The sequence below is a fragment of the Paraburkholderia sp. RHO2 genome (assembly GCF_050955445.1).
In the GTDB taxonomy this organism is placed as follows: Bacteria; Actinomycetota; Actinomycetes; order Mycobacteriales; family Mycobacteriaceae; genus Prescottella; species Prescottella agglutinans_A.
This window is the reverse complement of record NZ_CP162617.1, coordinates 456,029-477,961: the sequence shown is the minus strand read 5'-3', so window position 1 is coordinate 477,961 and position 21,933 is coordinate 456,029. Positions and strand designations below refer to the sequence as shown.

Annotated in this window: 22 protein-coding genes; 10 read left to right on the top strand and 12 right to left on the bottom strand. The window is 67.7% G+C overall.

All coding sequences use genetic code 11. From position 1 onward, the window contains the following. Positions 1-167: 167 nt before the first annotated feature. Complete coding sequence (locus ABTV10_RS02160) at positions 168-1,313, bottom strand: AI-2E family transporter (RefSeq protein WP_499032218.1); 1,146 nt, start codon at positions 1,311-1,313, stop codon at positions 168-170. 79 nt (positions 1,314-1,392) lie between these two features. Then, on the bottom strand, positions 1,393-1,881 hold the full coding sequence (locus ABTV10_RS02155) for a DUF1269 domain-containing protein (RefSeq protein WP_499032217.1): 489 nt from the start codon (positions 1,879-1,881) through the stop codon (positions 1,393-1,395). A 369-nt stretch (positions 1,882-2,250) separates the two neighbouring features. Between ABTV10_RS02155 and ABTV10_RS02150 the strand changes: the two genes are divergently transcribed. Continuing rightward, positions 2,251-3,141: a hypothetical protein gene (locus ABTV10_RS02150; RefSeq protein WP_499032215.1), complete on the top strand. Its 891-nt coding sequence runs from the start codon at positions 2,251-2,253 to the stop codon at positions 3,139-3,141. Positions 3,142-3,154: 13 nt separating this feature from the next. Here the strand turns inward: ABTV10_RS02150 and ABTV10_RS02145 are convergent, their stop codons facing one another. Next, entirely contained in the window at positions 3,155-3,589 is a 435-nt protein-coding gene (locus tag ABTV10_RS02145) for a hypothetical protein (protein ID WP_499032214.1), read from the bottom strand. Positions 3,590-3,884: 295 nt separating this feature from the next. Between ABTV10_RS02145 and ABTV10_RS02140 the strand changes: the two genes are divergently transcribed. The 4 genes from ABTV10_RS02140 to ABTV10_RS02125 all read left to right on the top strand — a co-directional run bounded on the left by ABTV10_RS02140 (position 3,885) and on the right by ABTV10_RS02125 (position 7,433). Then, entirely contained in the window at positions 3,885-4,265 is a 381-nt protein-coding gene (locus ABTV10_RS02140) for an SHOCT domain-containing protein (protein WP_433609383.1), read from the top strand. Positions 4,266-4,394: 129 nt separating this feature from the next. Further along, positions 4,395-5,651, top strand: a complete 1,257-nt coding sequence (locus tag ABTV10_RS02135) for a Mur ligase family protein (RefSeq protein WP_499032213.1) — start codon at positions 4,395-4,397, stop codon at positions 5,649-5,651. Further along, positions 5,644-6,357 (top strand): type 1 glutamine amidotransferase, encoded by a 714-nt coding sequence (locus ABTV10_RS02130; protein WP_433609381.1) that lies wholly within the window; start codon positions 5,644-5,646, stop codon positions 6,355-6,357. Before ABTV10_RS02135 ends, ABTV10_RS02130 begins: the two co-directional genes overlap by 8 nt. A gap of 131 nt (positions 6,358-6,488) precedes the next feature. Next, a complete protein-coding gene (locus ABTV10_RS02125; protein WP_499032212.1) occupies positions 6,489-7,433 on the top strand; it encodes an alpha/beta hydrolase in 945 nt (314 codons plus the stop codon). Between the two features lie 200 nt (positions 7,434-7,633). On the opposite strand, the gene fadD5 is transcribed toward ABTV10_RS02125, so the two are convergent. Continuing rightward, positions 7,634-9,241, bottom strand: coding sequence for a fatty-acid--CoA ligase FadD5 (gene fadD5 / locus ABTV10_RS02120; RefSeq protein WP_499032210.1), 1,608 nt, complete (start codon positions 9,239-9,241; stop codon positions 7,634-7,636). Positions 9,242-9,919: 678 nt separating this feature from the next. Between fadD5 and ABTV10_RS02115 the strand changes: the two genes are divergently transcribed. Beyond that, on the top strand, positions 9,920-10,396 hold the full coding sequence (locus tag ABTV10_RS02115) for a DUF4334 domain-containing protein (RefSeq protein ID WP_499032209.1): 477 nt from the start codon (positions 9,920-9,922) through the stop codon (positions 10,394-10,396). Between the two features lie 13 nt (positions 10,397-10,409). Here the strand turns inward: ABTV10_RS02115 and ABTV10_RS02110 are convergent, their stop codons facing one another. Genes ABTV10_RS02110 through ABTV10_RS02100 form a run of 3 tightly spaced genes read right to left on the bottom strand, consistent with a single transcriptional unit; the run spans position 10,410 to position 13,054 of the window. After that, positions 10,410-11,225: an oxygenase MpaB family protein gene (locus ABTV10_RS02110; protein WP_499032207.1), complete on the bottom strand. Its 816-nt coding sequence runs from the start codon at positions 11,223-11,225 to the stop codon at positions 10,410-10,412. Next, positions 11,222-11,902 carry a GntR family transcriptional regulator gene (locus ABTV10_RS02105; protein WP_499032206.1) on the bottom strand — a complete coding sequence of 227 codons (681 nt, stop codon included), beginning with the start codon at positions 11,900-11,902 and terminating at the stop codon, positions 11,222-11,224. Before ABTV10_RS02105 ends, ABTV10_RS02110 begins: the two co-directional genes overlap by 4 nt. A gap of 9 nt (positions 11,903-11,911) precedes the next feature. Continuing rightward, a complete protein-coding gene (locus ABTV10_RS02100) occupies positions 11,912-13,054 on the bottom strand; it encodes an acyl-CoA dehydrogenase family protein (RefSeq protein ID WP_499032204.1) in 1,143 nt (380 codons plus the stop codon). A 179-nt stretch (positions 13,055-13,233) separates the two neighbouring features. Here ABTV10_RS02100 and ABTV10_RS02095 point away from each other — a divergent pair, with 179 nt between their 5' ends. After that, positions 13,234-14,751 carry an aldehyde dehydrogenase family protein gene (locus ABTV10_RS02095; protein ID WP_499032203.1) on the top strand — a complete coding sequence of 506 codons (1,518 nt, stop codon included), beginning with the start codon at positions 13,234-13,236 and terminating at the stop codon, positions 14,749-14,751. 4 nt (positions 14,752-14,755) lie between these two features. Then, a complete protein-coding gene (locus tag ABTV10_RS02090; RefSeq protein WP_499032201.1) occupies positions 14,756-15,691 on the top strand; it encodes an oxygenase MpaB family protein in 936 nt (311 codons plus the stop codon). Between the two features lie 97 nt (positions 15,692-15,788). Here the strand turns inward: ABTV10_RS02090 and ABTV10_RS02085 are convergent, their stop codons facing one another. Next, positions 15,789-16,805 carry an AraC family transcriptional regulator gene (locus tag ABTV10_RS02085; RefSeq protein ID WP_499032199.1) on the bottom strand — a complete coding sequence of 339 codons (1,017 nt, stop codon included), beginning with the start codon at positions 16,803-16,805 and terminating at the stop codon, positions 15,789-15,791. 211 nt (positions 16,806-17,016) lie between these two features. Here ABTV10_RS02085 and ABTV10_RS02080 point away from each other — a divergent pair, with 211 nt between their 5' ends. After that, positions 17,017-17,841: an SDR family NAD(P)-dependent oxidoreductase gene (locus ABTV10_RS02080; RefSeq protein WP_499032197.1), complete on the top strand. Its 825-nt coding sequence runs from the start codon at positions 17,017-17,019 to the stop codon at positions 17,839-17,841. Between the two features lie 105 nt (positions 17,842-17,946). Here ABTV10_RS02080 and ABTV10_RS02075 read toward each other — a convergent pair whose 3' ends face one another. After that, positions 17,947-19,281 carry an NAD(P)/FAD-dependent oxidoreductase gene (locus tag ABTV10_RS02075; protein WP_499032195.1) on the bottom strand — a complete coding sequence of 445 codons (1,335 nt, stop codon included), beginning with the start codon at positions 19,279-19,281 and terminating at the stop codon, positions 17,947-17,949. Positions 19,282-19,422: 141 nt separating this feature from the next. Between ABTV10_RS02075 and ABTV10_RS02070 the strand changes: the two genes are divergently transcribed. Further along, positions 19,423-20,361 carry a LysR family transcriptional regulator gene (locus ABTV10_RS02070; protein ID WP_499032194.1) on the top strand — a complete coding sequence of 313 codons (939 nt, stop codon included), beginning with the start codon at positions 19,423-19,425 and terminating at the stop codon, positions 20,359-20,361. Positions 20,362-20,371: 10 nt separating this feature from the next. On the opposite strand, the gene recR is transcribed toward ABTV10_RS02070, so the two are convergent. The 3 genes from recR to ABTV10_RS02055 all read right to left on the bottom strand — a co-directional run bounded on the left by recR (position 20,372) and on the right by ABTV10_RS02055 (position 21,801). Beyond that, entirely contained in the window at positions 20,372-20,980 is a 609-nt protein-coding gene (gene recR / locus ABTV10_RS02065) for a recombination mediator RecR (RefSeq protein ID WP_499032192.1), read from the bottom strand. 12 nt (positions 20,981-20,992) lie between these two features. Beyond that, positions 20,993-21,292 carry a YbaB/EbfC family nucleoid-associated protein gene (locus ABTV10_RS02060; RefSeq protein ID WP_499032190.1) on the bottom strand — a complete coding sequence of 100 codons (300 nt, stop codon included), beginning with the start codon at positions 21,290-21,292 and terminating at the stop codon, positions 20,993-20,995. Between the two features lie 74 nt (positions 21,293-21,366). After that, the gene (locus ABTV10_RS02055) at positions 21,367-21,801 is read right to left on the bottom strand and encodes an SRPBCC family protein (RefSeq protein ID WP_499032189.1); all 435 of its coding nucleotides are present in this window, start codon (positions 21,799-21,801) and stop codon (positions 21,367-21,369) included. Positions 21,802-21,933: the final 132 nt, after the last annotated feature.

Genomic DNA, 21,933 nt, shown 5'->3' with positions numbered 1-21,933 from the left:
ATGGTCGTCTTACTGCAAGCCAGCACTGTAACCGAGCAACCGACCACAACCGGAGGTCTGTGCACACCACGACTGAATTCGTGCAGTCGCCTTCTGACTGACAGCCACCGACACGATCCCGGTGGACACGGCCGTCGGACACGACCCCATGATGCGCAGCGTCGAGATCAGGTGTCGGCTGCGGCGACCGGCACCGGTGGTTCCGTCGGCGCCGAGTCTCCGGCCGGCGGCGATTCGTCGCCCGGCGGTGCCGGCTCGTCCACCGCCTTGTCCCCGATCAGCACGTTGACCCAGCGGGTGGACGGGTCGATGTCGAGCAGCATCGCCTTGGCCAACAGCGTCAGCGGAATCGCGAGCAGGGCGCCGAGCGCGCCGAGCACCCAGGTCCAGAAGACCAGCGACAGGAACGTCATCGTCACGCTGATGCCGACGGCGTCGCCGACGAACTTCGGCTGGATGATCGACTGGATGACGAAGTTGATCACGCAATAGACGACGATCACCCACACCATCAAGCCCGGGCCGCCCTCGAGCAACGCGAGCAGCGCCGGCGGGACGAGCCCGACGACGAAACCGATGTTGGGAATGTAGTTCGTGATGAACGACAGCAGTGCCCACAGCACCGGCAACGGCACGCCCATCAGCCACAGCGCCCCGCCGTCGAGGACTGCGACGATGAGGCCGAAGATGGTGGAGACGACGAGGTACTTACGCGTTCCGTGTGTGAAAGACGAGAGGGCGTAGGCGATTTCGGGACGGGCGCGTGCCACGACCCGCATCTTCTCGCCCATCGCCATCCCGTCGAAGGCCATGAAGAGCAGCAGCGCGAGAACGAAGAAGAGGTTCGAGAACACCCCGAGCAGACTCTGGAGAACCGATTCCAGGAACGTGACGACCGTGCCGACGTCGATACCGCTCAGGACATTGTGGATCTGATCGGAGTTGACGCCGGCGCTCGCCAGCGTCGAGCGCAGACCGTCGAGGAGGTCGTCGAGGGAGTCCGCGTACTGCGGCAACTCGGTGGCGAGCTGTGCGGTCGACAGCACCAGCGCGCCGATGAGGCCGAGGAGAATCAGGTTCACCACGATCAACGCGCCCGCCATGCCGACCCACTTGGGTAGCCCTCGACACTCCGCCCACGACTGGATCGGCTGCACCGCGATGGTGAGCATCAGGGCCAGGAACACGGGACCGAGGATCCCGGCGAACACCTTGATCCCGGCGATCGAGACGACCACACCCGCGCCCGCCAGCAGCACGATCAGACCCCGCGGGATCGACCACGGTGCCGGCGCCAGAGACGGCGCCGGCACCGCGGACCCTGTCCGCGTGGATGGCGATTTGCGTGAGAGCATCAGCATTCCCTCCCGGACTGCGAAACGATCGATCGGGTCAGTCCGCGAAGACCTCGCGCAGGTGCGCCTCCTGCTCGTGTGACAGATTCGTAGAGATCAATTCGGCATGCTGGCCGTGGAATTCCTCGTGGACGCGATCGAGCGTCTCGTCGGAGGTGAGGACGAACAGGGCCGAAGTACCGGGCGTGATCTGCGCCTTGAGACGCTTGATGAAGTCGTCGTCGATCCCGACGTCGCTCAACGCCCCGGTCACCGCGCCGACCGCGGCACCGACAGCGGCCCCGATCAGCGGGATGAAAAACAGGATGCCGAACAGCAGCCCCCAGAACGTGCCCCCGAGGGCGCCGACACCTGCGAGGTTGGTGAGCTGGCGGGTCTTCGGCTTCTTCCGCCCTTCCGGCCAACTCACCACTGCGGCATCGTGAACGGTGATCAGCGCCTGCTTCTGCAGGTCTTCCAGCGTCGCGATCGCGGTGTCCGCGCCGGTCGGGGACGCGAACTTCCAGACAGTCAACGTTCCAGCCATGAGATCTCCTCGCACAGTGGGTGGCGCCGTGTCGGCCTCACCAGCACCGTACGAACAGATCCACCGCGAAACCTCACACATTTCGGGTGAACGCTCGACCGGACGCAGCCAGAGGATCCGGCGCAGGATCCTGAGCTTCCGGTCCGCGTACGGCGGGTAGACGAGACGCGGATCCGGCGTGAAAGCCCTCATCAGCACCGCCTTTCGGTGGCTGAGCGCTTCGAATCCCCGCGGCTCCGGGGAGAGCGTGCATGGATCCGGTGGAGAATACCGAGTCCTGTTGCGGTACCGTGATCCTCGTGCCGCACGGGTAGCGGCGAAACCATCACCCACTCGGCGGCGTCCAGCCGCAGTGAACGGAGTTTCGTCATGCCCGAAATCAGATTGTTCCGCCGCGGCGATCGTCAGCAACTGACCGATCTTGTGAATGCCCATCTGGGCGCCGTCGCCCCGGGGTGGGCGATATCCAGCGCCGCCCTTCTCGCCAGCCTCGAATCCGATCCGACTCAGTACGTCACCGATCCCTGGGTCCGCGACCGGCGGACGCTGGTCTCCGTCGTCGGCGGCCGCGTCGTCGGTGCGCTCCACCTGCGTCGGTACGGAGTCGAACGTGACGTGTCCGACGACTACCGCAACGCCGGGGAGATCGCGTGGTTCGTCTTCTGGCCGGACCGGCCCGACGCTGCGGCCGACCTGCTGCGTGCCGGTCTCGTCCTCCTGGCCCAAGACGGCGTCGCACACGTCTTCGCCGACGGCGACCTGCCGACACCGGTCTCTTACGGCGTACCGGACTCGTGGCCCCATGTCGCCGCCGCACTGTCCGCCGCCGGATTCGAGGCCGATCCGGCGTGCACCGAAGTAGTGCTGAGCAAGGACCTCGGGGCTCACGCGTCGTCGGCAGATCTCGACTCGCATCGACTGACCCGTGCCGTCGGCATCCACGGAACACGGTTCACCGCGGCCACGGACGGCGCGCCGAGCGGATACATCGAAGTGGTCGAGAATCTCACTCGCGGAGGAACTCTCATGGCACTGTCCGGGTGGGCGGAGATCGCGGAACTCGATCTCGCCGCCCCCACAGACGAGGCCGTGGCCGAGGTCCTCCTCGAGGCGGCGATCCGGTGGCTGACGCAGGCGGGGAGCCGGCACGTCCTCGCGTCCGCAGCGGCGGACGACCACGCCGACCTCACACGCCTGCATCGGCGCGGGTGGCGGACGCTCACCGTCGTTCAGCGCGGATGGAGGCTACCCATCGAGTGATTCGGACGCGGCCTCACCGGCTTCTCGGCAACTCGTCGGGAAACCGGTAGTCGCAACCGAGGTCGTCGGTGGACCGCGTTCCCCACTCGTCGCGGAACCAGCCGACGCACGCATCGGCGACGAGTCGGACGTCGCGGGTGAACAGGTAGCCGTCGGTGCAGTCGGCGAAGTGGTCGTCGAAGAACCAGCGGTCCAGGGCCAGTCCGTCGACCGAGAAGTCGGCCAGCGTCAACTGGTCGAGGACGGTGCGCGATCGCCGGAGCATGAGCACGCCGTCGTCGAGCACCACGATCTGCGCGCACGCGACCTCGTCGTCCACGCCCTGGCTGCGGAACCCGCTCGGCCCCATCTCGAGCATGAATGCCACTGGTTGGTCGGTCAGCGACTCGATCAGCCAGTCGACCATTCCGGCCCACGAAACCCCCGACGATCGCGCATAGTCGGCCACCGTTCTCCCTCCCTCGGTCAGCGACCCCTCCGCGCCGAACCTATCGCTCGGCTACGACAGCACGGCAGGAATACGCCCCTGGCGGGCGGCTGGTCGACTCCGCCGCCATCGGCCGGGAACGAGTCGGAATCGCGGATTCACGGCCGCCACGAAGCCCCGCTCGACGTCCGCGGCGTCCGTTCGCCGATTGTTCGTCGCGACTTGGATTTCACCCGCCCCGAATGACGCAATCGAGCCGCCGTCTGTGTCACAGTCAGATGCACTTTCGACAGAACACGTGAATGGAGCTCTGAAGATGGACTCTTTCTGGGATTTCCTCTGGGTGATTCTCGTCAGCTTCGCGTTCGTCGCGTACCTGATGCTGCTGTTCTCGATCATCACCGACCTGTTCCGGGACCACAAGAGCTCCGGCTGGGTCAAGGCGATCTGGGTGGTCTTCCTGATCATCCTCCCGTTCATCACGGCCCTGATCTACCTGATCGTCAAGGGCGACGACATGACGAAGCGCTCGGTCCAGGCCGCCCAGCAGATGCAGGACGCGCAGGAGTCCTACATCCGCCAGGTCGCGGGCAAGTCGGGTGCGGAGCAGATCGCCGACGCCAAGGCACTGCTCGACGCCGGCACCATCACGCCGCAGGAGTTCGAGTCGCTCAAGGCCAAGGCCCTGGCGAGCTGATCCTCCGGCTCACGCCGCTTCACCCTTCGTGATGCCGCGCTTCCGATCGGGGGCGCGGCATCGCCGTTTCCGGAGCGGCACCGGTGACACCGGAACACGCCCACGTCACGCCTGTGGAAAACTCGGCACGTGGGAACTAGCACTCGGATGACACTGCGGGGCCGTCTCGCGCTGCGCGCGGCCGCCGCGGCGGCCTGGGCGTCGCAAAAGGCCGGCCGTGGCAAGGGCTCGATGATCGGCGGCCTGATCGCCCTCAAGATCGATCCGACGCTGATGCAGCAGCTCGGCCGCGGACGCCGGACCGTCGTCGTCACCGGCACCAACGGCAAGTCCACCACCACCCGCATGACCGCCGCGGCGTTGGCGACGGTCGACGAGGTCGCGACGCAGGCGGACGGCGCCAACATGGATGCCGGCATCGTGGCCGCGCTCTCCGCCCGCGTCGACGCCCCGCTCGCCGCCCTCGAGGTGGACGAGCTGCACGTTCCGCACGTGAGCGACGCGGTGAACCCCGAGGTCGTGGTGCTGCTGAACCTCAGCCGCGACCAGCTGGACCGCGTCGGCGAGATCAACATGATCGAGCGCAAGCTGCGCGCCGGGCTGGCACGTCACCCGGACGCGATCGTGGTCGCGAACTGCGACGACGTGCTGGTCACCTCCGTCGCGTACGACTGCAAGAACGTGATCTGGGTCGCCGCCGGCAGCGGCTGGGCCAGCGACTCCGTCAGCTGCCCGCGCACCGGCGAGCCGATCGTGTGGGACGGACCGCACTGGCGCAGCACCGGCTCGGACTTCGCGCGCCCCACGCCCGACTGGTGGCTCGACGACGACAATCTGTACGGGCCGGACGGTCTCGTGATCCCGATGAAGCTGACTCTTCCGGGCAAGGCGAACCGCGGTAACGCGGCGCAGGCCGTGGCCGCGGCGGTCGCGATGGGCGCGAAGGCGGAGGACGCCGTCGCCGCCGCGTCGATCGTCGACGAGGTCGCCGGCCGCTACAGCACGGTCCAGGTGGGCGCGCACTCCGTGCACATGCTGCTGGCGAAGAACCCGGCCGGCTGGCAGGAGGCGCTGTCGATGATCGACCACAGCGTCGACGGCCTGGTCATCGCCGTCAACGGTCAGGTGCCCGACGGCGAGGACCTGTCGTGGCTGTGGGACGTGCGCTTCGAGCACTTCGAGGGCGTCAAGGTGGTCGCCGCCGGCGAACGCGGCACCGACCTCGCGGTCCGGCTCACCTACGCGGGTGTCGAGCACACGCTCGAGCACGATCCGATGCGCGCGATCGCGTCGTGCCCGCCCGGGCGGGTCGAGGTGCTGGCGAACTACACCGCCTTCCGTGACCTGAACACCGCAATCGCCAAGGAGAACAGCCGCGATGTCTGAGTCCACGGTCCGCATCGGCCTCGTCCTGCCCGACGTCATGGGCACCTACGGCGACGGCGGCAACGCCCTGATCCTGCGGCAGCGCCTGCGGATGCGCGGCTACGACGCCGAGATCGTCGACATCACCCTGAGCGATCCGGTGCCCGAATCGCTCGACCTCTATACCCTCGGCGGTGCCGAGGACTCGGCGCAGCGGCTGGCGACGCGGCACCTGACGACGTATCCGGGTCTGCAGAAGGCGGCCGAGCGGGGCGCCCCGGTGCTCGCGATCTGCGCGGCGATCCAGGTGCTCGGGCACTGGTACGAGACGTCGGCCGGCGAACGCGTGGAGGGCGTGTCCATGCTCGACGCCACCACCTCCCCGCAGGAGAAGCGATCGATCGGCGAGGTCATCACCTCGCCGCTCATCGACGGCCTCACCGCTCCCCTGTCCGGATTCGAGAACCATCGCGGCGGAACGACTCTGGGTCCCGATGCCGAGCCGGTGGGCCGGGTGACACACGGCGTGGGCAACGGTGTCGGCGACGGCCTCGAGGGCGTCACGCAGGGTTCGGTCATCGGTACCTACATGCACGGTCCCGTCCTGGCCCGAAACCCGGAGTTGGCCGACCTGCTGCTGAAGCGCGCCCTCGGCGTCGACGAACTGCCGCCACTGGATCTGCCCGAGGTGGACCTTCTGCGCCGCGAACGACTGCGGGTGCGCTGACGGCCCGATCTCGCACGCCGTCCCGCCAGGCGGGAGGATACGGTCCGCCCGGTTCGCGTCCTTCCTAGCCTGGATCTCGTTGCAGCACATAACTTCCCCGATCGTGCTGCCGCCGAGACCCAGGAGGCGTTTTGATCGATCGCATCCATCCCGAGCTGCGGACCGTGCTGCCGACGCTCCCACAGGTCGACATCACCGACCCCGTGGCCTTCCGCGAGCGGCAGCGGATCCGCGCGGCCGAACTCGCAGCGAACGTCGTCCGCCCGCACGACCTGACCGTCGACGACCGCGTCGTCCCGGGGCCGCCGGACGCACCGCAGGTACCCGTCCGCATCTACACCCCCGCCGGGAGCTTCTCTCGGCTCGGCGCGCTGGTGTGGTTCCACGGTGGCGGATACGTCTTCGGTGAGATCGAGGCGTCCGAGCGCACGTGCGTCGAGATCGCGTCCGCCGTGGGGTGCGTCGTCGTGAGTGTCGAGTACCGCCTTGCACCCGAGGACCCCTATCCGGCCGGCCTGGACGACTGCGTCGCCGCATTGACGTGGGTCGCGGCACACGCCGACGAACTCGGCGTGGATCCGGAGCGCCTGGCCGTCGGAGGCGTGAGCGCGGGCGCCGGACTCGCCGCCGCGCTGGCCCTGCGGGTACGCGACGAGGGCGGCCCTCGGCTCGTCTACCAGCTCTTGGACAACCCGATGCTCGACGACCGCATGGAGACGCAGTCGGTGAACGAGTTCACCGACACACCGCTGTGGACACACGGCCAGGCGGTGCTGGGGTGGAACTTCTATCTCGGCGACCGATCAGGGGACACTCCGGCCCATGCCGCGGCCGCCCGCGCCGACGACGTTTCCGGGCTGCCCCCGGCGTGGATCGCCGCCAACGAACTGGATCCGCTGCGTGACGAAGCCATCGAATACGCCTTACGCCTGATGCGGGCGGGTGTGCCCGTCGAACTGCACCACCGGCCGGGTACGTTCCACGGATCGAACGCGTTTCCCGGGGTGTCCGTCTCGGACCGTACGCGTGAGGACATGCATCTCGGCCTGAAGCGGGCGCTGACGAAGACCGTGTGAGATCGAAACTCCCCCAAACAGGGGTGTCGCCGGGAATGCTTTCACATCCTCGGCGGCATCTCTGCTTCACAAGCATTTCACCGTTACCGATTACTCACTCGATCCGCACTACTGATATTACGCGCGCAGGTGGACTCCGCAATGCCTCGAGAAGCATTTGTTCGAGTTGTGACCCTTTCGGGCAGAACGTGGCCGATGCGTTACACCAGGGGTCTCCCGAGCGGATCCGCCACCGCAGATCGCAGCTCTCCCTTCACGACCTTGCCGCTGGCGTTGCGCGGCAACGCCTCCACGCGCACCAGCACCTTGGGGTGCTTGTACCGCGCGAGTTGCTCGTCGAGGAACGGCTGCAACTCGTCGAGGCTGAGTTCGCCGCCGGCCTCGGGTCTCAGCGCGACGACCGCCACCGGGATCTCGCCCCACCGGGCCTCGGGACGGCCGATCACGGCGGCCTCGAGGATCTTCGGGTGCGCGAAGAGCACGTTCTCGACCTCGGCGCAGTAGATGTTCTCGCCACCCGAGATGATCATGTCCTTCTTGCGATCGACCACGTAGACGAATCCCTGGTCGTCGACGCGGACCAGATCGCCCGAGTGGAACCACCCGCCGTGGAACGCCTCCGCGGTCGCCGTCGGGTTCTGCCAGTACTCGAGCATCATCGTCGGGCCCCGGTAGACGATCTCGCCCACCTCGCCCGGCGCCACATCGTTCATGTCGTCGTCGACGACCCGGGCCTGCACGGTCGGGATCACTCGCCCGACCGAGCCGAGTTTGCGGAGCGCGTCCGCACCGTCGAGGACACAGGTGATCGGCGACATCTCGGTCTGCCCGAACACGGCCACGTTCGACGCGGCCGGGAAGGTCTCGGCCATCGCCCGCAACACGGTGTCCGACGCGGGCGCTGCTCCCCAGGAAATGCTGCGCAGCTTCAACTTTCGCGGACTCGCCTGCTGCACGGCGCACACCGCCTGCCACTGGACCGGCACCAGGAACAGTGTGGTGACCTGCTCCTCCTCGAGGACGTCGAGCAGGGTGCCCGGGTCGAACGCGCCGACCGGGTAGATTACCGTGGTGAGCCCGAGCATCAGGCTCGGTGCCATCGACCCCAGCGCGGCGATGTGGAACATCGGCGACGCGCAGAACCCGATGTCGTCGGAACGGTCCAACTGGAACGCACGGATGCACGTGAGCGCCTGCGCCTCCATGTTGCTGTGGGTCAGCACCGCCCCCTTGGGGCGACCGGTGGTGCCGGACGTGTACATGATGAGCGCCGGGGTGTCGTCGGGGATGTCGATCGCGGGGCGCGCGACGCCCTCCTCGGCGATCAGTTCCTCGTACCCGAGCACGTCGTCCTCGGTCGCGCCGCCGACGACGATCGAGAGGTCGGGACCGCCGACCTCGGCGCGGACCGCGTCGGCGAGCGGCGCCAGTGTCGTGTCGGCGAAGACAGCTCGCGCACCGCTGTCACGCAACAGGAATGACACTTCGGGCACCGTCATCCGAAAGTTCACCGGGACGGCGATCGCACCCAGCGCATTGGCCGCGAGGACCACCTCGAGGTACTCGGGTCGGTTGAGCATCAGAATCAGCACCCGATCACCGAAGCCGATGCCGCGCCGCGACAGGGCGTCGGCCAGCTTCTCGACCCGGGCGTGGAGCGCGGACCACGTGACGGACTCTCCCTGGAATCGCAGCGCGACCCGGTCCGGGATCATCTGCGCGTGCCGTGCGACCTGGTTGTTCCAGTTGGTGCGACGGGACCGCTGAGCCTCGAACGAGGCCGCGGGGACAGCAGCGGAAATGACCATCGAGAGTTCCTCTCGTGCGGTGCGGGTCCTCCCGACCTGACCGGACCCGTGGTGCAATGTGAGGCAGATTACATGTTATGCGCAGTTTGGGTATGCACTTTGTCGATCGCGATTCTCCCGCTCGGGCCGGGTGTCCAGGAGCCGCCGGCTCCGGTCGGCATCCGACCAAACCCGTTTGGACACAGCGCACTCAACGCGCGAATTGGGCGCACGTCCGGGCGAGCCGGCCCCGCCGATTCCGGTCGAAGCAACCGCACAAGTTGACGGAGATTCGGCCGTTCAGAGGAACCGTGGGGTCCGCTTCTGCGGCATCGCCTCGTCGAGTGCGGCCAGTGTGGCGGCGTTGAGCGACGATCGCGGCCGGCACCAGCAGACTCGAGCACACGAGACCCTCCACGGAACGATCGAGTCGGTGCGCACGAACCGGCTATGCTCAGCGCAGAGAACTACGGAACGTGCAGCGACTCAACGTCGACGAGTGGGCACACCTGCTCGGTGAGACGCGGTCCGAACTGTCCGCCACCGAGTGCCGGTTCCTGGCGCGTGCGGCGCGGAGCCTCGTCCTCGACGTGGGGCGGGTATGCGCTTCGCGTCCACCCCGGTCAACGAGACCCGGGTCCGGACGATGATGCTCGCGACACTGTTCGGCGATTCCAGCGACGACACGGGAGGTTCGGCGTGAGCATCCAGGACGACGTGGCAGATCTCCGGACCCGAACCGACTGGATCGATCCTCGCGAACTCGACGCCGTGTGGGCACGGCTCGAGCCGTGCCGACCGGACGATCTCATCGGATACCGCTGGCGCGGGTTCACTTTCGACACCGGACACCGCACCGGCGAGCTGCTCGAGCGCATCCACTGGTACGGGAAGGCGTTCGCGAGCGAATCCGATGTCCAGCCGCTGCTGTGCCGCGACAAGTCCGGAACTTTGATCTCCGACATCGGGACCGGACACGGCGAGGCCAGCCTCTGGGAGGTGGTCTTCCGGGGCGAGGTAACCACGACCATGGTCTACGACGGCATGCCGGTGCTCGACCACTTCAAGAAGGTCGACGACGACACCGTCATCGGCGTCATGAACGGAAAGGGCACGTTGGTGTTCGACGGCGGCGAGCACTTCTGGTTCGGCCTCGAACGCGACGTGGCGCTCTGACCGCCGGGCGTGGTCAGATCAGGTGCCTGCTCCGTGCCAGGCGCCGACGCATGTCCCGCAGGTAGTAGGTGGCCGTGATCTGGCGCAGTGGACGCGGGAGGCGGCGGTAGACGACCGGCAACACCGTCATGACGCGGTCGAAGCGGCGCTGGTCGCGCGGGCTCCACGGCAGCGCAAACTGGTCCCGGATCCGCTGCGGCAGTATGCCGATGGTGAGGAAGCGCTGCAACGGCATCGTCATCCGCACCGGGAGCGGTGCCCGGCCGCCGGAGAGCAGCCCGCGCACGTACGCGCGCACCTGGTCGTCCACCGTGGCGGTCTCGATCATTCGGTCCCAGTACGCATCGAACTCGGCACGGGTCGCCGGCCACATGTCCGCCCGGACCTGCAGTGCCGTGCCGTACACGGCAGACTGTCGGTACAGCCGGTCGGCGTCGGCATCTGACAGTCGCCCGAAGAACCGCTCGTACATGTCGAAACCGTTGCGGTACAGGGTGGCCGCCACCCACAGCTGCAGTTCGGGGTCGAACGCGTTGTACCGATTCGACCGCACCGGGACGTGCGCCCGGTTCACCAGGCGCACCACCGTCTGTTTCTCCTCGGCGGTACCGAGGGTGACGGCGTACACGAACGTCATCGTGGTTCGCAGTCGGTCCAGCGGCCGCTCGAGCGTGGTGCTGTGCTCGGCGACGCCGCGCCCGACGCCCGGCACCGCAAGCTGCAGGAGGACAGTGGCGCCGGCCCCGATCAGCAGCATCGACTCCCCGACGAAGTCCGCGAGGTCGAGTCGCCCTTCGGTGCCCTCTGCGACATGTCGCGGATCGGTCACGCCCAGATCCCGACTCGTTCGAGGTGCGCGACCAGCCGCTGGGCGGCGTCGTCGAACTGGATACGGGTGTGCCGCACGACGGCGGCACGGTCGCCCGCGCGCAGGGCGTCGATCAGGCTGGTGTGCGACGTCACCGCCAGCGCTCCCCACGCCGGATCGGTCGCGTACAGCTGGTAGGGCGTGTACCGGGCGGCGTTGAGCAGGAACCAGGCGAGCTTGGGCCCGCCGCCGATCCGGCACAGTTCGCGGTGGAACTCGTACTCCGCGTCCGCGATCCGCTCGGGATCGGCGGCGTCCACCGCCTCGCTCAGCGCATCGTTGAGCGCGGTCAGCCGCGCAAGATCGTCGACGGTCGCGGCGCGTGAGGCACGCGCCGCGAGTTCCACCGTGATCTGCCCCTGCAACCAGAAGATGTCGCGCACGTCGTCGCGCTCGAGCGGCGACACGACGTAGCCGCGATTGGGCACCGACTCGATCATCCCCTCGCCGCGCAAGGTCAGCAGCGCCTCCCGCACCGGGGTGACACTCACCCCGAGCTCGGCAGCGGTCTCGTCGAGTCGCACGAACTCACCGGGCCGTAAGCGACCCGACATGACCGCACCGCGCAGGTAGGTGGCCACCGATTCGGACAGCTGCGTTCTGCGCAGTGGCGGTGTGGGACGCGTCGGGGCAACCATGTCGACTCCCTACAGTCCGTACGTCTTGCCGATGATGTCGCGCTGGATCTCGTTGGTGCCGCCGTAGATCGACGACACGAGCGTCTTGCGGACATGCCCCTCCATGTCGAACTCGGTGGCGTACCCGTATCCGCCCATCATCTGCATGCCCTCGAGCGCCACCTTCTTCGCGGTCTCGGTCGCCTTGAGCTTGACCATCGACGCCTCCCGCGGGAACAGCTTCGTCGGGTTCGCGTCGACCAGCCGTGCCGTGTTGTACACGAGCAGCCGGGTGCACTCGATCTCGGTGGCCAGGTCGGCGACACGGTGGCGCAACACCTGGAAGGTGCCGACCGGTCGTCCGAACTGCTTTCGCTGCGTGATGAATTCGAGCGTGTCGTCGAACGCCCGCTGCGCGGTGCCCAACATCATCGCGCCGAGAATGAGCCGTTCGATGTTGAGCCCGGTCATCAGCTGTGTCCAGCCGTTGCCGACCTCGCCGACGACGGCGTCGTCGGGCAGGTGGACGTCGGTGAGATAGAGGTCGTTGACCTCCTTGCCACCCATCGTGGCGATGCCGCTGATCTTGAGGCCCGGGGTGTCCGCCGGCAGGTGGAACATGGTCAGGCCCTCGTGCTTGGAGCCGGTGCGGTCGGTGCGGGCCACAAGCAGGATGTTCTCGGCGAAGTGCGCGTTGGAGCACCACGTCTTCTGCCCGTTGATCAGCCAGCCGTCGGATACCTTCTCGGCGCGGCAGGCGAGGTTGCCGACGTCGGACCCGGCCTCGGGCTCGGACATCGAGATCGACTCGGAGGCGCCACGGACGATGCCGCCGAGCACGGTTCGCTTCTGCGCCTCGGTCCCGAACTTCGCGTATGCCGCACCGGTGATGAGCGTCGGCCCGATGCCGCCGATCGGCGCCATCCCCCGCGCGGCCTGCTCGAGCAGGATGCACATGTCGACCGCGGTGCCACCCGAACCGCCGTACTCCTCGGGAACCGTGATCCCGAGCCATCCCAGATCGGCCATCTTCAGGTACAGATCCTGGTTGTGGCTGCGCTCGCCGCGGCCGGTGAGCGCGTCCCGCTGCTCGCGGGTGCCACACTCCCTGCGGCAGAACGTGGCCACCGCCCGTGCGAAGTCGTGCTGCTCGGGGGTGAAGTCGATCGTCATTGACGTCCTCCTGCCTGCGAAGAATCGAATGACCGAGTTCGCTGTGGCCCGGTGAGGGACGGGACACCGCGTGCGGGGGTTGTCCGCACCCGCCGGGCCGAATAGTGTGAGCGTCACCACAGTAAATCACATCAAATATATGTGATGCGATCCCGCTGGAGATCCGGAGGTAGTTCGACATGACCCGAGAACTGCGCGACACGGCCCCAGACTCGTCCCCCGATCACTCCCCCTCGACGTTCGCGAGCCTGGATCCGCGGACCGGGACCCTTCTCGCCGAGTACCCCGCCATGACCGAGTCCGACGTCGCGGGCGCGGTGGATCGAGCCCGCGGCGCAGCGAACTGGTGGGCCGCACAGGGATTCCGCGGTCGCCGCGACTGGCTGCTCGAGTTCAAGAAGGCCATCGCGTCGGACGCCGACGACCTCGCCCGCGTCGTCTCCGCCGAGACCGGCAAGCCCCACGACGACGCCCTGCTCGAGGTGATGCTCGCCATCGAGCATCTCGACTGGGCCGCCCGCAACGCGAAGAAGGTGCTCAAGCCCCGACGGGTGCCGTCGGGGCTCGTCAGCGCCAACCAGTCGGCCACGCTCGGCTACCAGCCGTTCGGTGTCGTCGGCGTCATCGGCCCGTGGAACTACCCGGTGTACACGCCGATGGGGTCGATCTCGTACGCCCTCGCCGCCGGGAACGCGATCGTCTTCAAGCCCAGCGAACTCACCCCGGGCGTCGGCAAGTGGCTCGAGGCCAAGTGGAACTCACTCGCGCCCACCCAGCCTGTGCTGCAGGTGATCACCGGTCTCGGCCCGACGGGCGCCGCCCTGTGCCGGGCCGGCGTGGACAAGGTCGCGTTCACCGGTTCCGGATCCACCGCACGCAAGGTAATGGCCGTGTGCGCCGAGACCCTCACCCCGCTCGTCGCGGAGTGCGGCGGCAAGGACGCGATGCTGGTCGCCGAGGACGCCGACCTCGACAAGGCCGTCGAGTTCGCGGCGTTCGGCGCGTTCGGCAACGCCGGGCAGACCTGCGCCGGTATCGAGCGCATCTACGTCGCCGCACCGGTGTACAAGCAGTTCCTCGACAAGTTCACCGCGGCGGTCGAACGCATCACCCCGGGAGGGGCGGACGACGACACCTACGGCCCGATGACGCTCCCTCGGCAAGTCGACGTTGTCCGCAACCACATCGCCGATGCGCTCGGCAAGGGTGCTCACGCAGTGATCGGCGGAATCGACTCCGTCCACGATCGATTCGTCGACCCGGTGATCCTCACCGACGTTCCGGAGGAATCGTCGGCGGTGTGCGAGGAGACGTTCGGTCCGACGGTCGTCGTCAACAAGGTCCGCGACGTCGAGGAGGGCGTCGAGCGGGCCAATGCGACGTCGTACGGACTCGGAGCATCGGTGTTCACCGGCAACCGCTCCTGCGGCCGGGACATCGCCGGCCGGCTGCGCGCCGGCATGGTGTCGGTCAACTCGGTGCTCGGCTTCGCCGGGATCCCGTCGCTCCCGTTCGGCGGGATCGGCGAGTCCGGATTCGGCCGCATCCACGGCGCCGACGGCCTCCGCGAGTTCAGTCACCCCAAGGCGGTCACCGTCCAGAAGTTCTCGGCCCCACTGAATCTGCTCACCCTCGAGCGGTCCGCCCGGGACATGAAGATCTCGGCGTGGATGCTCAAGGCCCGGCACGGTCGGTGACGCCGTGACGCTGACCAGTTCGCGACGCGTCCACAGCTTCCCCGCCCCCGATCCCGATCCGCACCCCGGCCGAGGTCGGATGGGATGGGTCAAGGTGATCGAGAACCTCGACCCGCGGTCCCGGCACCAGGACATCCTCCGCATCACCGCCGGCTACGAGTTTCCCTGGGACTACCAGCGATCGCTCGAGTTCGCCCTGTTCCGAACCTACTGTGTGCCATCGATATCCGAGCTGCTCGCCCGCACCGGCGAGTTCGAGCACCGACCGCAGAAGCGGTACGACGACACCGCGCTGCTGATGGGCGAGCTGGTGGAGCACGGCTACGACTCGGAGCGCGGGCGAGAGTCGCTGCGCAACATCAACCGCATGCACGGCCGGTACACCATCGCGAACGACGACATGCGCTACGTGCTGTCGACCTTCGTGTACGACCCGATCGACTGGATCGACCGCTACGGCTGGCGTCGCCTCCATCCCCACGAACGGCTGGCCTCGTACCACTTCTACCGCCAGGTCGGAATCCGGATGGGCATCAAGGACATTCCGGACTCGTTCCAGGATTTCCACCGGTTCAAGACCGACTACGAGCGGGAGCACTTCGTCTACAGCGACGACAACCACCGCATCGGCACCTACACCCTGCGGCTGTTCCAGTCGTGGTACCCCGCGATTCTCGAACGTCCGGTCGCCACCGCGGTGTACGCGCTGATCGACGAACGCATGTCCACCGCGTTCGGGTTCCCGCAGGGCTCGGCGCGAGTACGGACCGTCGCGGAGGCCGGCCTGCGGGCGAGATCGGGCCTGGTGCGCCTGCTCCCGAAACGGCGGGTGTCCGCCGGAGCCGGCGACCCGAAGAACCGCACCTACCCCGGCTACCCCGTCGGCTACCGTCCGCGCGATCTCGGGGTGCCGCTCGGCCAGACGCCGCTAGGACCGTGAGATCGCTGGCCGGCGAACACTTCTTCGCGCACAGCCCGGTTCTCTCGGAATGTGCACCGGGGTTCGTGGCATCCCGGCCGTCGGCGATCCCGCCCGGTCACCGCGAGCGGAGTTCACGTTCGTTCGCTGCCCACGCAGTCGGGCTCTGGCCGAACCTGCGCCGGAACCACCGCGAGAAGGCGCTGAGGTCGGAGAACCCCAGCTCGCCGGCGATGTCGGTGAGGGTCCGCCCGCCGCGGGCGATGTAGCGCGTCGCGAGATCGGCGCGGACCGAGTCCACCACCGACGTGTAGGTCTCGTCCGACTGGGCCAGGTGCCGGTGCAGCGTGCGCCGGTCCATGCCGAGGCTCCGGGCGATTCGCGTCGCGGAGCAATTCCCGCCGGGGAGCAGCGCCTCGATCATGTCCCGGACCCGGCCGACGACCGACGTGTCCTCCGGCGGTGCGAGCAGATCGAGGTACTGCCGCGCGTACGGCCGCAGGAGGGGGTCCGACAGCGGGTTCGCCGAGTCGAGATCGCTCGAGTAGAGGACGAGGCCGTTGAAGTCGCGGCCGAACGCGACGTCCGAGCCCAGCACGCGGCGATGGACGTCGAGCTCGGCAGGCGCGTCGTGGACGAAACAGATGGACAGCGGCCGCCAGCCGTCCGGAAGGAAGCTGCCCAGGATCCGACTGATCGACGCGACGGTCAGTTCGATCGACTGACGCCCCAGTTCCAGCCCCGGTGCCGCCTCGACATGGAGAGTGGCCAACCCGTTGAGCTCGACCAGCCGCGTCCGGATCGCCTCGTTGTACAGCCTCATGTGCCGGAGCACGATCCCGAGCGCACTGCGAACGTCCGGTTCCTCCCGCGCGACCATGCCCACGGGCCCGAGGTTGGAGACCCTCCGATCCGCCGCCATCCGCACGCCGAAGTCGTCGCACGCCGTCGCCGTCGCCGTGCGCTCGAGCAGGTCGCTCACGGATTGGGCGGCGATCCACGCGTCCCGGGTCGCGAAGGTCGCCGGATCGAGCCCGACCTCCCGCATGATCGGATGCGGGTCCGACCCGAGTGACTGCGCCAGTTCCACGTACTCGTTGAGAACCGATATCCGGACCCTCAGTCCTCTCACCATCTCCCCAATTCGACTCAGAATGCCAAGGAATCTGTCCCACCGGGTCAAGATGGTGTGACGCGTTCGGTATAGCGTGACACGCATCACCAACGCTTGTCGCGTCCGCTTCGCAGTTGCCGAGAGCTGTGCCAGACGGACGCCCCCCTCACGATCAGCGCCAACTGTTCGGTCCCGGTGCGGATCTCGCATATCCAACGACTAGGAGCGTGCCATGCAGCTACTCGACAAGGTTGCCGTCGTCACCGGCGCAGCACAGGGCCTGGGCAGGTCGATCGCCCTCGCGATGGCACAGGAAGGCGCGGACCTCGTCCTCTGCGACCTGCAGGAGGACAAGCTCGCGGAGGTCTCCGCCGAGATCGAGGCACTGGGACGCAAGAGCCTGGCCGTGCGCTGCGACGTCTCGTCCAAGGACCAGGTCGTCGACATGTTCGCCCGCGCCGCCGAGCAGTTCGGCACCGTCCACATCCTGGTCAACAACGCCGCCCGGGTGCCGAACGCTCCCGAGGACGAAGTCCGCCGCAGCCGGCACTACGCCTACATCACCACCCCGATGGAGCGTCAGTCCATGGGCATCACCAGCAGCCTGACCGACGAGGACTGGCTCAAGTGGTGGGACGTCAACGTCCACGGCGTGTTCTACTGCACCCGTGAGGCATTGAAGTTCATGGAGCCGCAGGGCTACGGCCGGATCATCAACATCGCGTCGGTCGCCGGCATCTCCACCGCGAGCGCGCACAGCCCCGGCTACTCGGCCGCCAAGGCCGCCGTCGCGAGCCTGACGAAGACCGTCGCCCTCGACGTCGCCGGTGCCGGGATCTACGTCAACGCCATCGCCTGCGGCGGCGTTCTCACCCCGCCCTTCCAGGCCTACCTCGACAAGGCCACCGAGGACGAGAAGCGCAACCTCTACCAGATCATTCCCGTCGGCCGCCTGGGCATGCCCGAGGAATACGCCTCCCTCGCCGTCTACCTCGCCGGCGACAACCACTACCTCGTCGGCCAGATCATCAGCCCCAACGGTGGCGCCGTCATCTGACCACCACGGGTAGAGCCAAGCCGGACACGACGGACCGACACATACAACGACGGAGGCGAAACAGCAAGAATTACTTGCTGTTTCGCCTCCGTCGTTCGATCCGAGCTATGCCGCCTTGGCGGGTTCGCCCTCGGGGATCCGGGCGTCGGGCGCCTCGATCGGGCCGACCTCCTGCGCGTAGTGGAAGTGCGGGCGACGGTGGCCGAGGAACGAACCGAACCACGACATCACCGCGACGTAGCGGTTGCGGAAGCCCACGAGGTACACCATGTGCACGGCGAGCCACAGCACCCAGGCGACGAAGCCGGTGAGCTCGATGCTCTTGACCTTGGTGACGGCGCGGAAGCGGTTGATGATCGCCATCGAGCCCTTGTCGCGGAACTTGAACGGCGTGCCGCGCTTGGTCTTTCCGAGGATGGTGGCCGCGACGTGGCGTCCGCCCTGCATCGCGACCGGCGACTGGCCGGGCAGGTTGTTCAGCGACGTCATGTCGCCGACCGCGAAGATGTCGGCGCGGCCGCCGACGGTGAGGTCGGGGTTGACGAGCAGGCGACCGGCACGGTCGGTCTCGCAGCCGGTGCGCTCGGCGAGCGCGGCCGCGAAGTCGTTGGCCTGCACGCCCGCCGACCAGATGATGGTCTCGGCGGTGCGACGCTCACCGGTCTCGCTGCCGTGCGCCTTGAGGGTGGCACCGTGCTCGTCGATGTCGGTCACCAGCGTGTTCAGGACCACCTCGACGCCCGACTTCTCGAGCGACTCCTTGGTGTACTCGCTGAGCTTGCCGCCGTATGCGGGCATCGCGACGCCGGCACCCTCGACGAGGGTCACCGTGACGTCGTCGGCGGTGACGCCGCGGATCGACTGCTCGAAGTAGCGGCCCGCGAGCTCCTTGATCTGACCGGCCAGCTCGACGCCCGTCGCGCCGGCACCGATGACGATGAAGCTGAGCAGGTTCTTGCGACGCTCGAGGTCGGTGGTGGTGTGCGCCTCCTCGAAGCACCGGACGATCTGCGCGCGCAGGCGCTCGGCGTCGTCGACGGTCTTGAGCGCGTAGGTCACCTTGGCGAACTCGTCGCGGCCGAAGTAGCTCTGCCGCGCGCCGGTGGCGGCGACGAGCGAGTCGTAGCCGAGCGTGTGCCGCTCCCCGGCGGCCTCGTAGACGAGTTCCTTCTCCTCGGGGTGCACGTCGACGACCCGGCCGAGGCGCACGTCCGCGTTGGGGTACTTCGCGAGGATCGCGCGCACCGACGGGGCGATCTCGCCGGCCGCGAGGACACCCGTCGCAACCTGGTACAGCAGCGGCTGGAACAGGTGCTCGGTGGTCTCCGAGATGAGGACGAACGGCTTGCCGGCCTTGGCCAGCTTCTTCGCCGTGGCGAGGGCACCGAATCCGGACCCGACGATCACAACTTCGGTCCGGTCGATTGCAGTTTCGCTCACGGTTTGCCTCCTTCTCGAGATGTTCGAGAGACCTGGTCGAGATGTATGAGAGACACCGTAGGAGCGCTAACGACCCTGACGCCAGCTATCAGGGATATTCGACAAACAGTTATCTCGATTGCTCATAAGTAGGATGTCGGCATGGACTTCCGGCAGCTTCGGTACTTCCTCGCGGTCAGCGAGGAGCTGAGCTTCAGCAAGGCCGCCAAACGGTGCTTCATCTCGCAGTCCGCGATCAGCCACCAGATCACCAAGCTCGAGCAGGAGCTCGGCACCTCGCTGTTCGAACGCTCCACCCGGGTCGTCCGCGTCACGCCGGCCGGATCGCGTCTGGTCCCGATCGCGCAGGAGGTGCTGAGCCTCGAGGCCAAGGCGTTCGCCGTCGCGAAGGAGCCTCGCGACCGCATTCGGATCACCGCCAGCATGAGCTTCGCGCCCCAGAGCCTGGCCGCGATCGCCCACGTCCGCGCGAAACACCCGGACCTCGACATCGAGTTCGTGATCAAGAACTTCACCGACCGCATCGAGGCGGTGTCGTCGGGGGACGCCGACATCGCGCTCATCCGCGGCGAGGTGGACCGGCCCGGGCTCGAGACCCTCGAACTCGGCGTCGAGGACCTGATGATCGCGACGTCCAACCAGCACCCGGTGTCGGCGTTCTCCACCGTCGAACTGAGCGAACTCGCGCCGTACCCCCTGCTGCTTCCGCCGCGGCAGAGTCAGGTCCTGATCCACACCGTCGTGGAGCACGCCTTCGTCGACGTGGGCCGGCGCCTGCGACTCGGCCCGCCGATCGCCCGCGACCACACCGCAATCCTCGATGTCATCACCAACCCGCGTGCGTGGACGGTGCTCTACGCGAGCACCGCCGCGGAGGCACCGCGCACCGGGCTCTGCGTCATGCGCGAGATCAACAACCGGCTGCGCGTGCCCGTCAGCGGGATCGTCCGCACCGGCGCGGCCGAGGCCCCGGGGATGGCGAGCCTGATCCGTTCGCTGCGGCAGACGGTGACCCTCGAGGGCACCGAAAACGGTGTGCCCCAGACCAAGCAGGTCAGGGGCACACCGGACGAGCGGTAGCCGGCTTCGGCTACAACGTGCGTCGACCCGACAGGGCGCGGCCGAGGGTGAGTTCATCGGCGAACTCCAGATCGCCGCCCATCGGCAGCCCCGACGCCAGTCGAGACACCGTCAGTCCCGGGAAGTCGCGCAGCATCCGCACCAGATACGTCGCGGTGGCCTCGCCCTCGGTGTTGGGATCGGTCGCGATGATCACCTCGGTGACGTCGACGCCGTCCTCCTGATTACCGATGCGCGCCAACAGTTCCCGGATCCGCAACTGGTCCGGGCCGATACCGCTCAGCGGATCGAGTGCGCCGCCGAGCACGTGGTAGCGCCCCTTGAACTCGCGGGTGCGCTCGATCGCCTGGACGTCCTTGGGCTCCTCGACGACGCACACCATGGTCCGGTCCCGGCGCGGATCGGCACAGATGCGGCACTTCTCCTCCTCGGAGACCGTGCCGCACACGACGCAGAACTGGACGCCGTCGCGCACCTTCTGCAGCACCGCCTGGAGCCGGTCGATCTCCGGGGGTTCGACCGACAACAGGTGGAACGCGATGCGCTGGGCGCTCTTGGGGCCGATGCCGGGCAGCTTGCCCAGCTCGTCGATCAAGTCCTGGACGGGACCTTCGTACAAGGCGGGGTCCTCTTAGAAGGGGAGCCCGGGCAGGCCGCCGGCCAGCGGGCCGAGCTTGCTCGCCGCGAGCTCCTGGGCCTTGTTCGACGCGTCGGCGATCGCACCGATCACGAGGTCCTGCAGCGTTTCGATGTCGTCCGGGTCGACGACCTTGGGGTCGATCGCGATGCCGACGACCTCACCGGTGCCCTTGACCGTTGCGGTCACCAGACCGCCGCCGGCCTGACCGGTCACCTCGGCCTGGGCCATCTCCGCTTGCGCGGCCATCAACTGCTGCTGCATCTGCTGCGCCTGCGCGAGGAGCTGCTGCATGTCGGGCTGTCCACCTGGTTGCACTGGACTGGTCCTTTCTGAAGTCGCTTCGTCAGCGTAGTCCGTCGGGGGCGTCAGCCCAGTTCGCGCGCCAGGTTCGCGAGGGTCTGCTCCTGGATCTTGCGCAGTCCGATCGGGGCGAAGGTGCGCTCGAAGAAACCGCCGATGCCGCCGGCGCCCTTCCACTCGGTGGTCGTGGTGATCGTGGAGCCGGTACCCGACGGAGTGACCTCCCACGTCGTGACCATGGACGAGTTCGCGTCGCGCTCGGTGACGGTGTTGCCCGAGACGGCCACCGTCGCCTCGACGTTGCGGGATCGCTTCTCGGTGGCCTGCAGCGTCCACTGCGCGACAGTCCCGTTGCCCTGGCCGCCCTCGAGTACGCGGTAGTCCCGGTACTGCTGCGGCAGGATCCGCGGGCGGACGGTCTCGTAGTCCGACAGGGCTGCGAGCGCCCGCGCCGGAGCGGCCGTCGTGGTGATGGAACTGCTGGCGCTGACCTGTGCCACTGGGGGCCTCCTTGCTCGGGTGTACTCCCCCATCCTGCACGCCTATCTGCAATGATCGCGATCGAGCCGGCCCGCAGGGCACCGCCGACCAAGTCGTTAGCATAGCTACAGAAAAACGACTCACCCGGATAT

What these genes read in the sequence shown, in the direction of transcription:
- ABTV10_RS02130 (WP_433609381.1), top strand. Translation starts at nt 5,644, where the DNA reads ATGTCTGAGTCCACGGTCCGCATCGGCCTCGTCCTGCCCGACGTCATG.
- ABTV10_RS02070 (WP_499032194.1), top strand. Translation starts at nt 19,423, where the DNA reads ATGGACTTCCGGCAGCTTCGGTACTTCCTCGCGGTCAGCGAGGAGCTG.
- ABTV10_RS02095 (WP_499032203.1), top strand. Translation starts at nt 13,234, where the DNA reads ATGACCCGAGAACTGCGCGACACGGCCCCAGACTCGTCCCCCGATCAC.
- fadD5 (WP_499032210.1), bottom strand. Translation starts at nt 9,241, where the DNA reads ATGGTCATTTCCGCTGCTGTCCCCGCGGCCTCGTTCGAGGCTCAGCGG.
- ABTV10_RS02105 (WP_499032206.1), bottom strand. Translation starts at nt 11,902, where the DNA reads ATGGTTGCCCCGACGCGTCCCACACCGCCACTGCGCAGAACGCAGCTG.
- ABTV10_RS02100 (WP_499032204.1), bottom strand. Translation starts at nt 13,054, where the DNA reads ATGACGATCGACTTCACCCCCGAGCAGCACGACTTCGCACGGGCGGTG.
- ABTV10_RS02155 (WP_499032217.1), bottom strand. Translation starts at nt 1,881, where the DNA reads ATGGCTGGAACGTTGACTGTCTGGAAGTTCGCGTCCCCGACCGGCGCG.
- ABTV10_RS02150 (WP_499032215.1), top strand. Translation starts at nt 2,251, where the DNA reads ATGCCCGAAATCAGATTGTTCCGCCGCGGCGATCGTCAGCAACTGACC.
- ABTV10_RS02085 (WP_499032199.1), bottom strand. Translation starts at nt 16,805, where the DNA reads ATGGTGAGAGGACTGAGGGTCCGGATATCGGTTCTCAACGAGTACGTG.
- ABTV10_RS02140 (WP_433609383.1), top strand. Translation starts at nt 3,885, where the DNA reads ATGGACTCTTTCTGGGATTTCCTCTGGGTGATTCTCGTCAGCTTCGCG.
- ABTV10_RS02060 (WP_499032190.1), bottom strand. Translation starts at nt 21,292, where the DNA reads ATGCAGCAGCTCCTCGCGCAGGCGCAGCAGATGCAGCAGCAGTTGATG.
- ABTV10_RS02080 (WP_499032197.1), top strand. Translation starts at nt 17,017, where the DNA reads ATGCAGCTACTCGACAAGGTTGCCGTCGTCACCGGCGCAGCACAGGGC.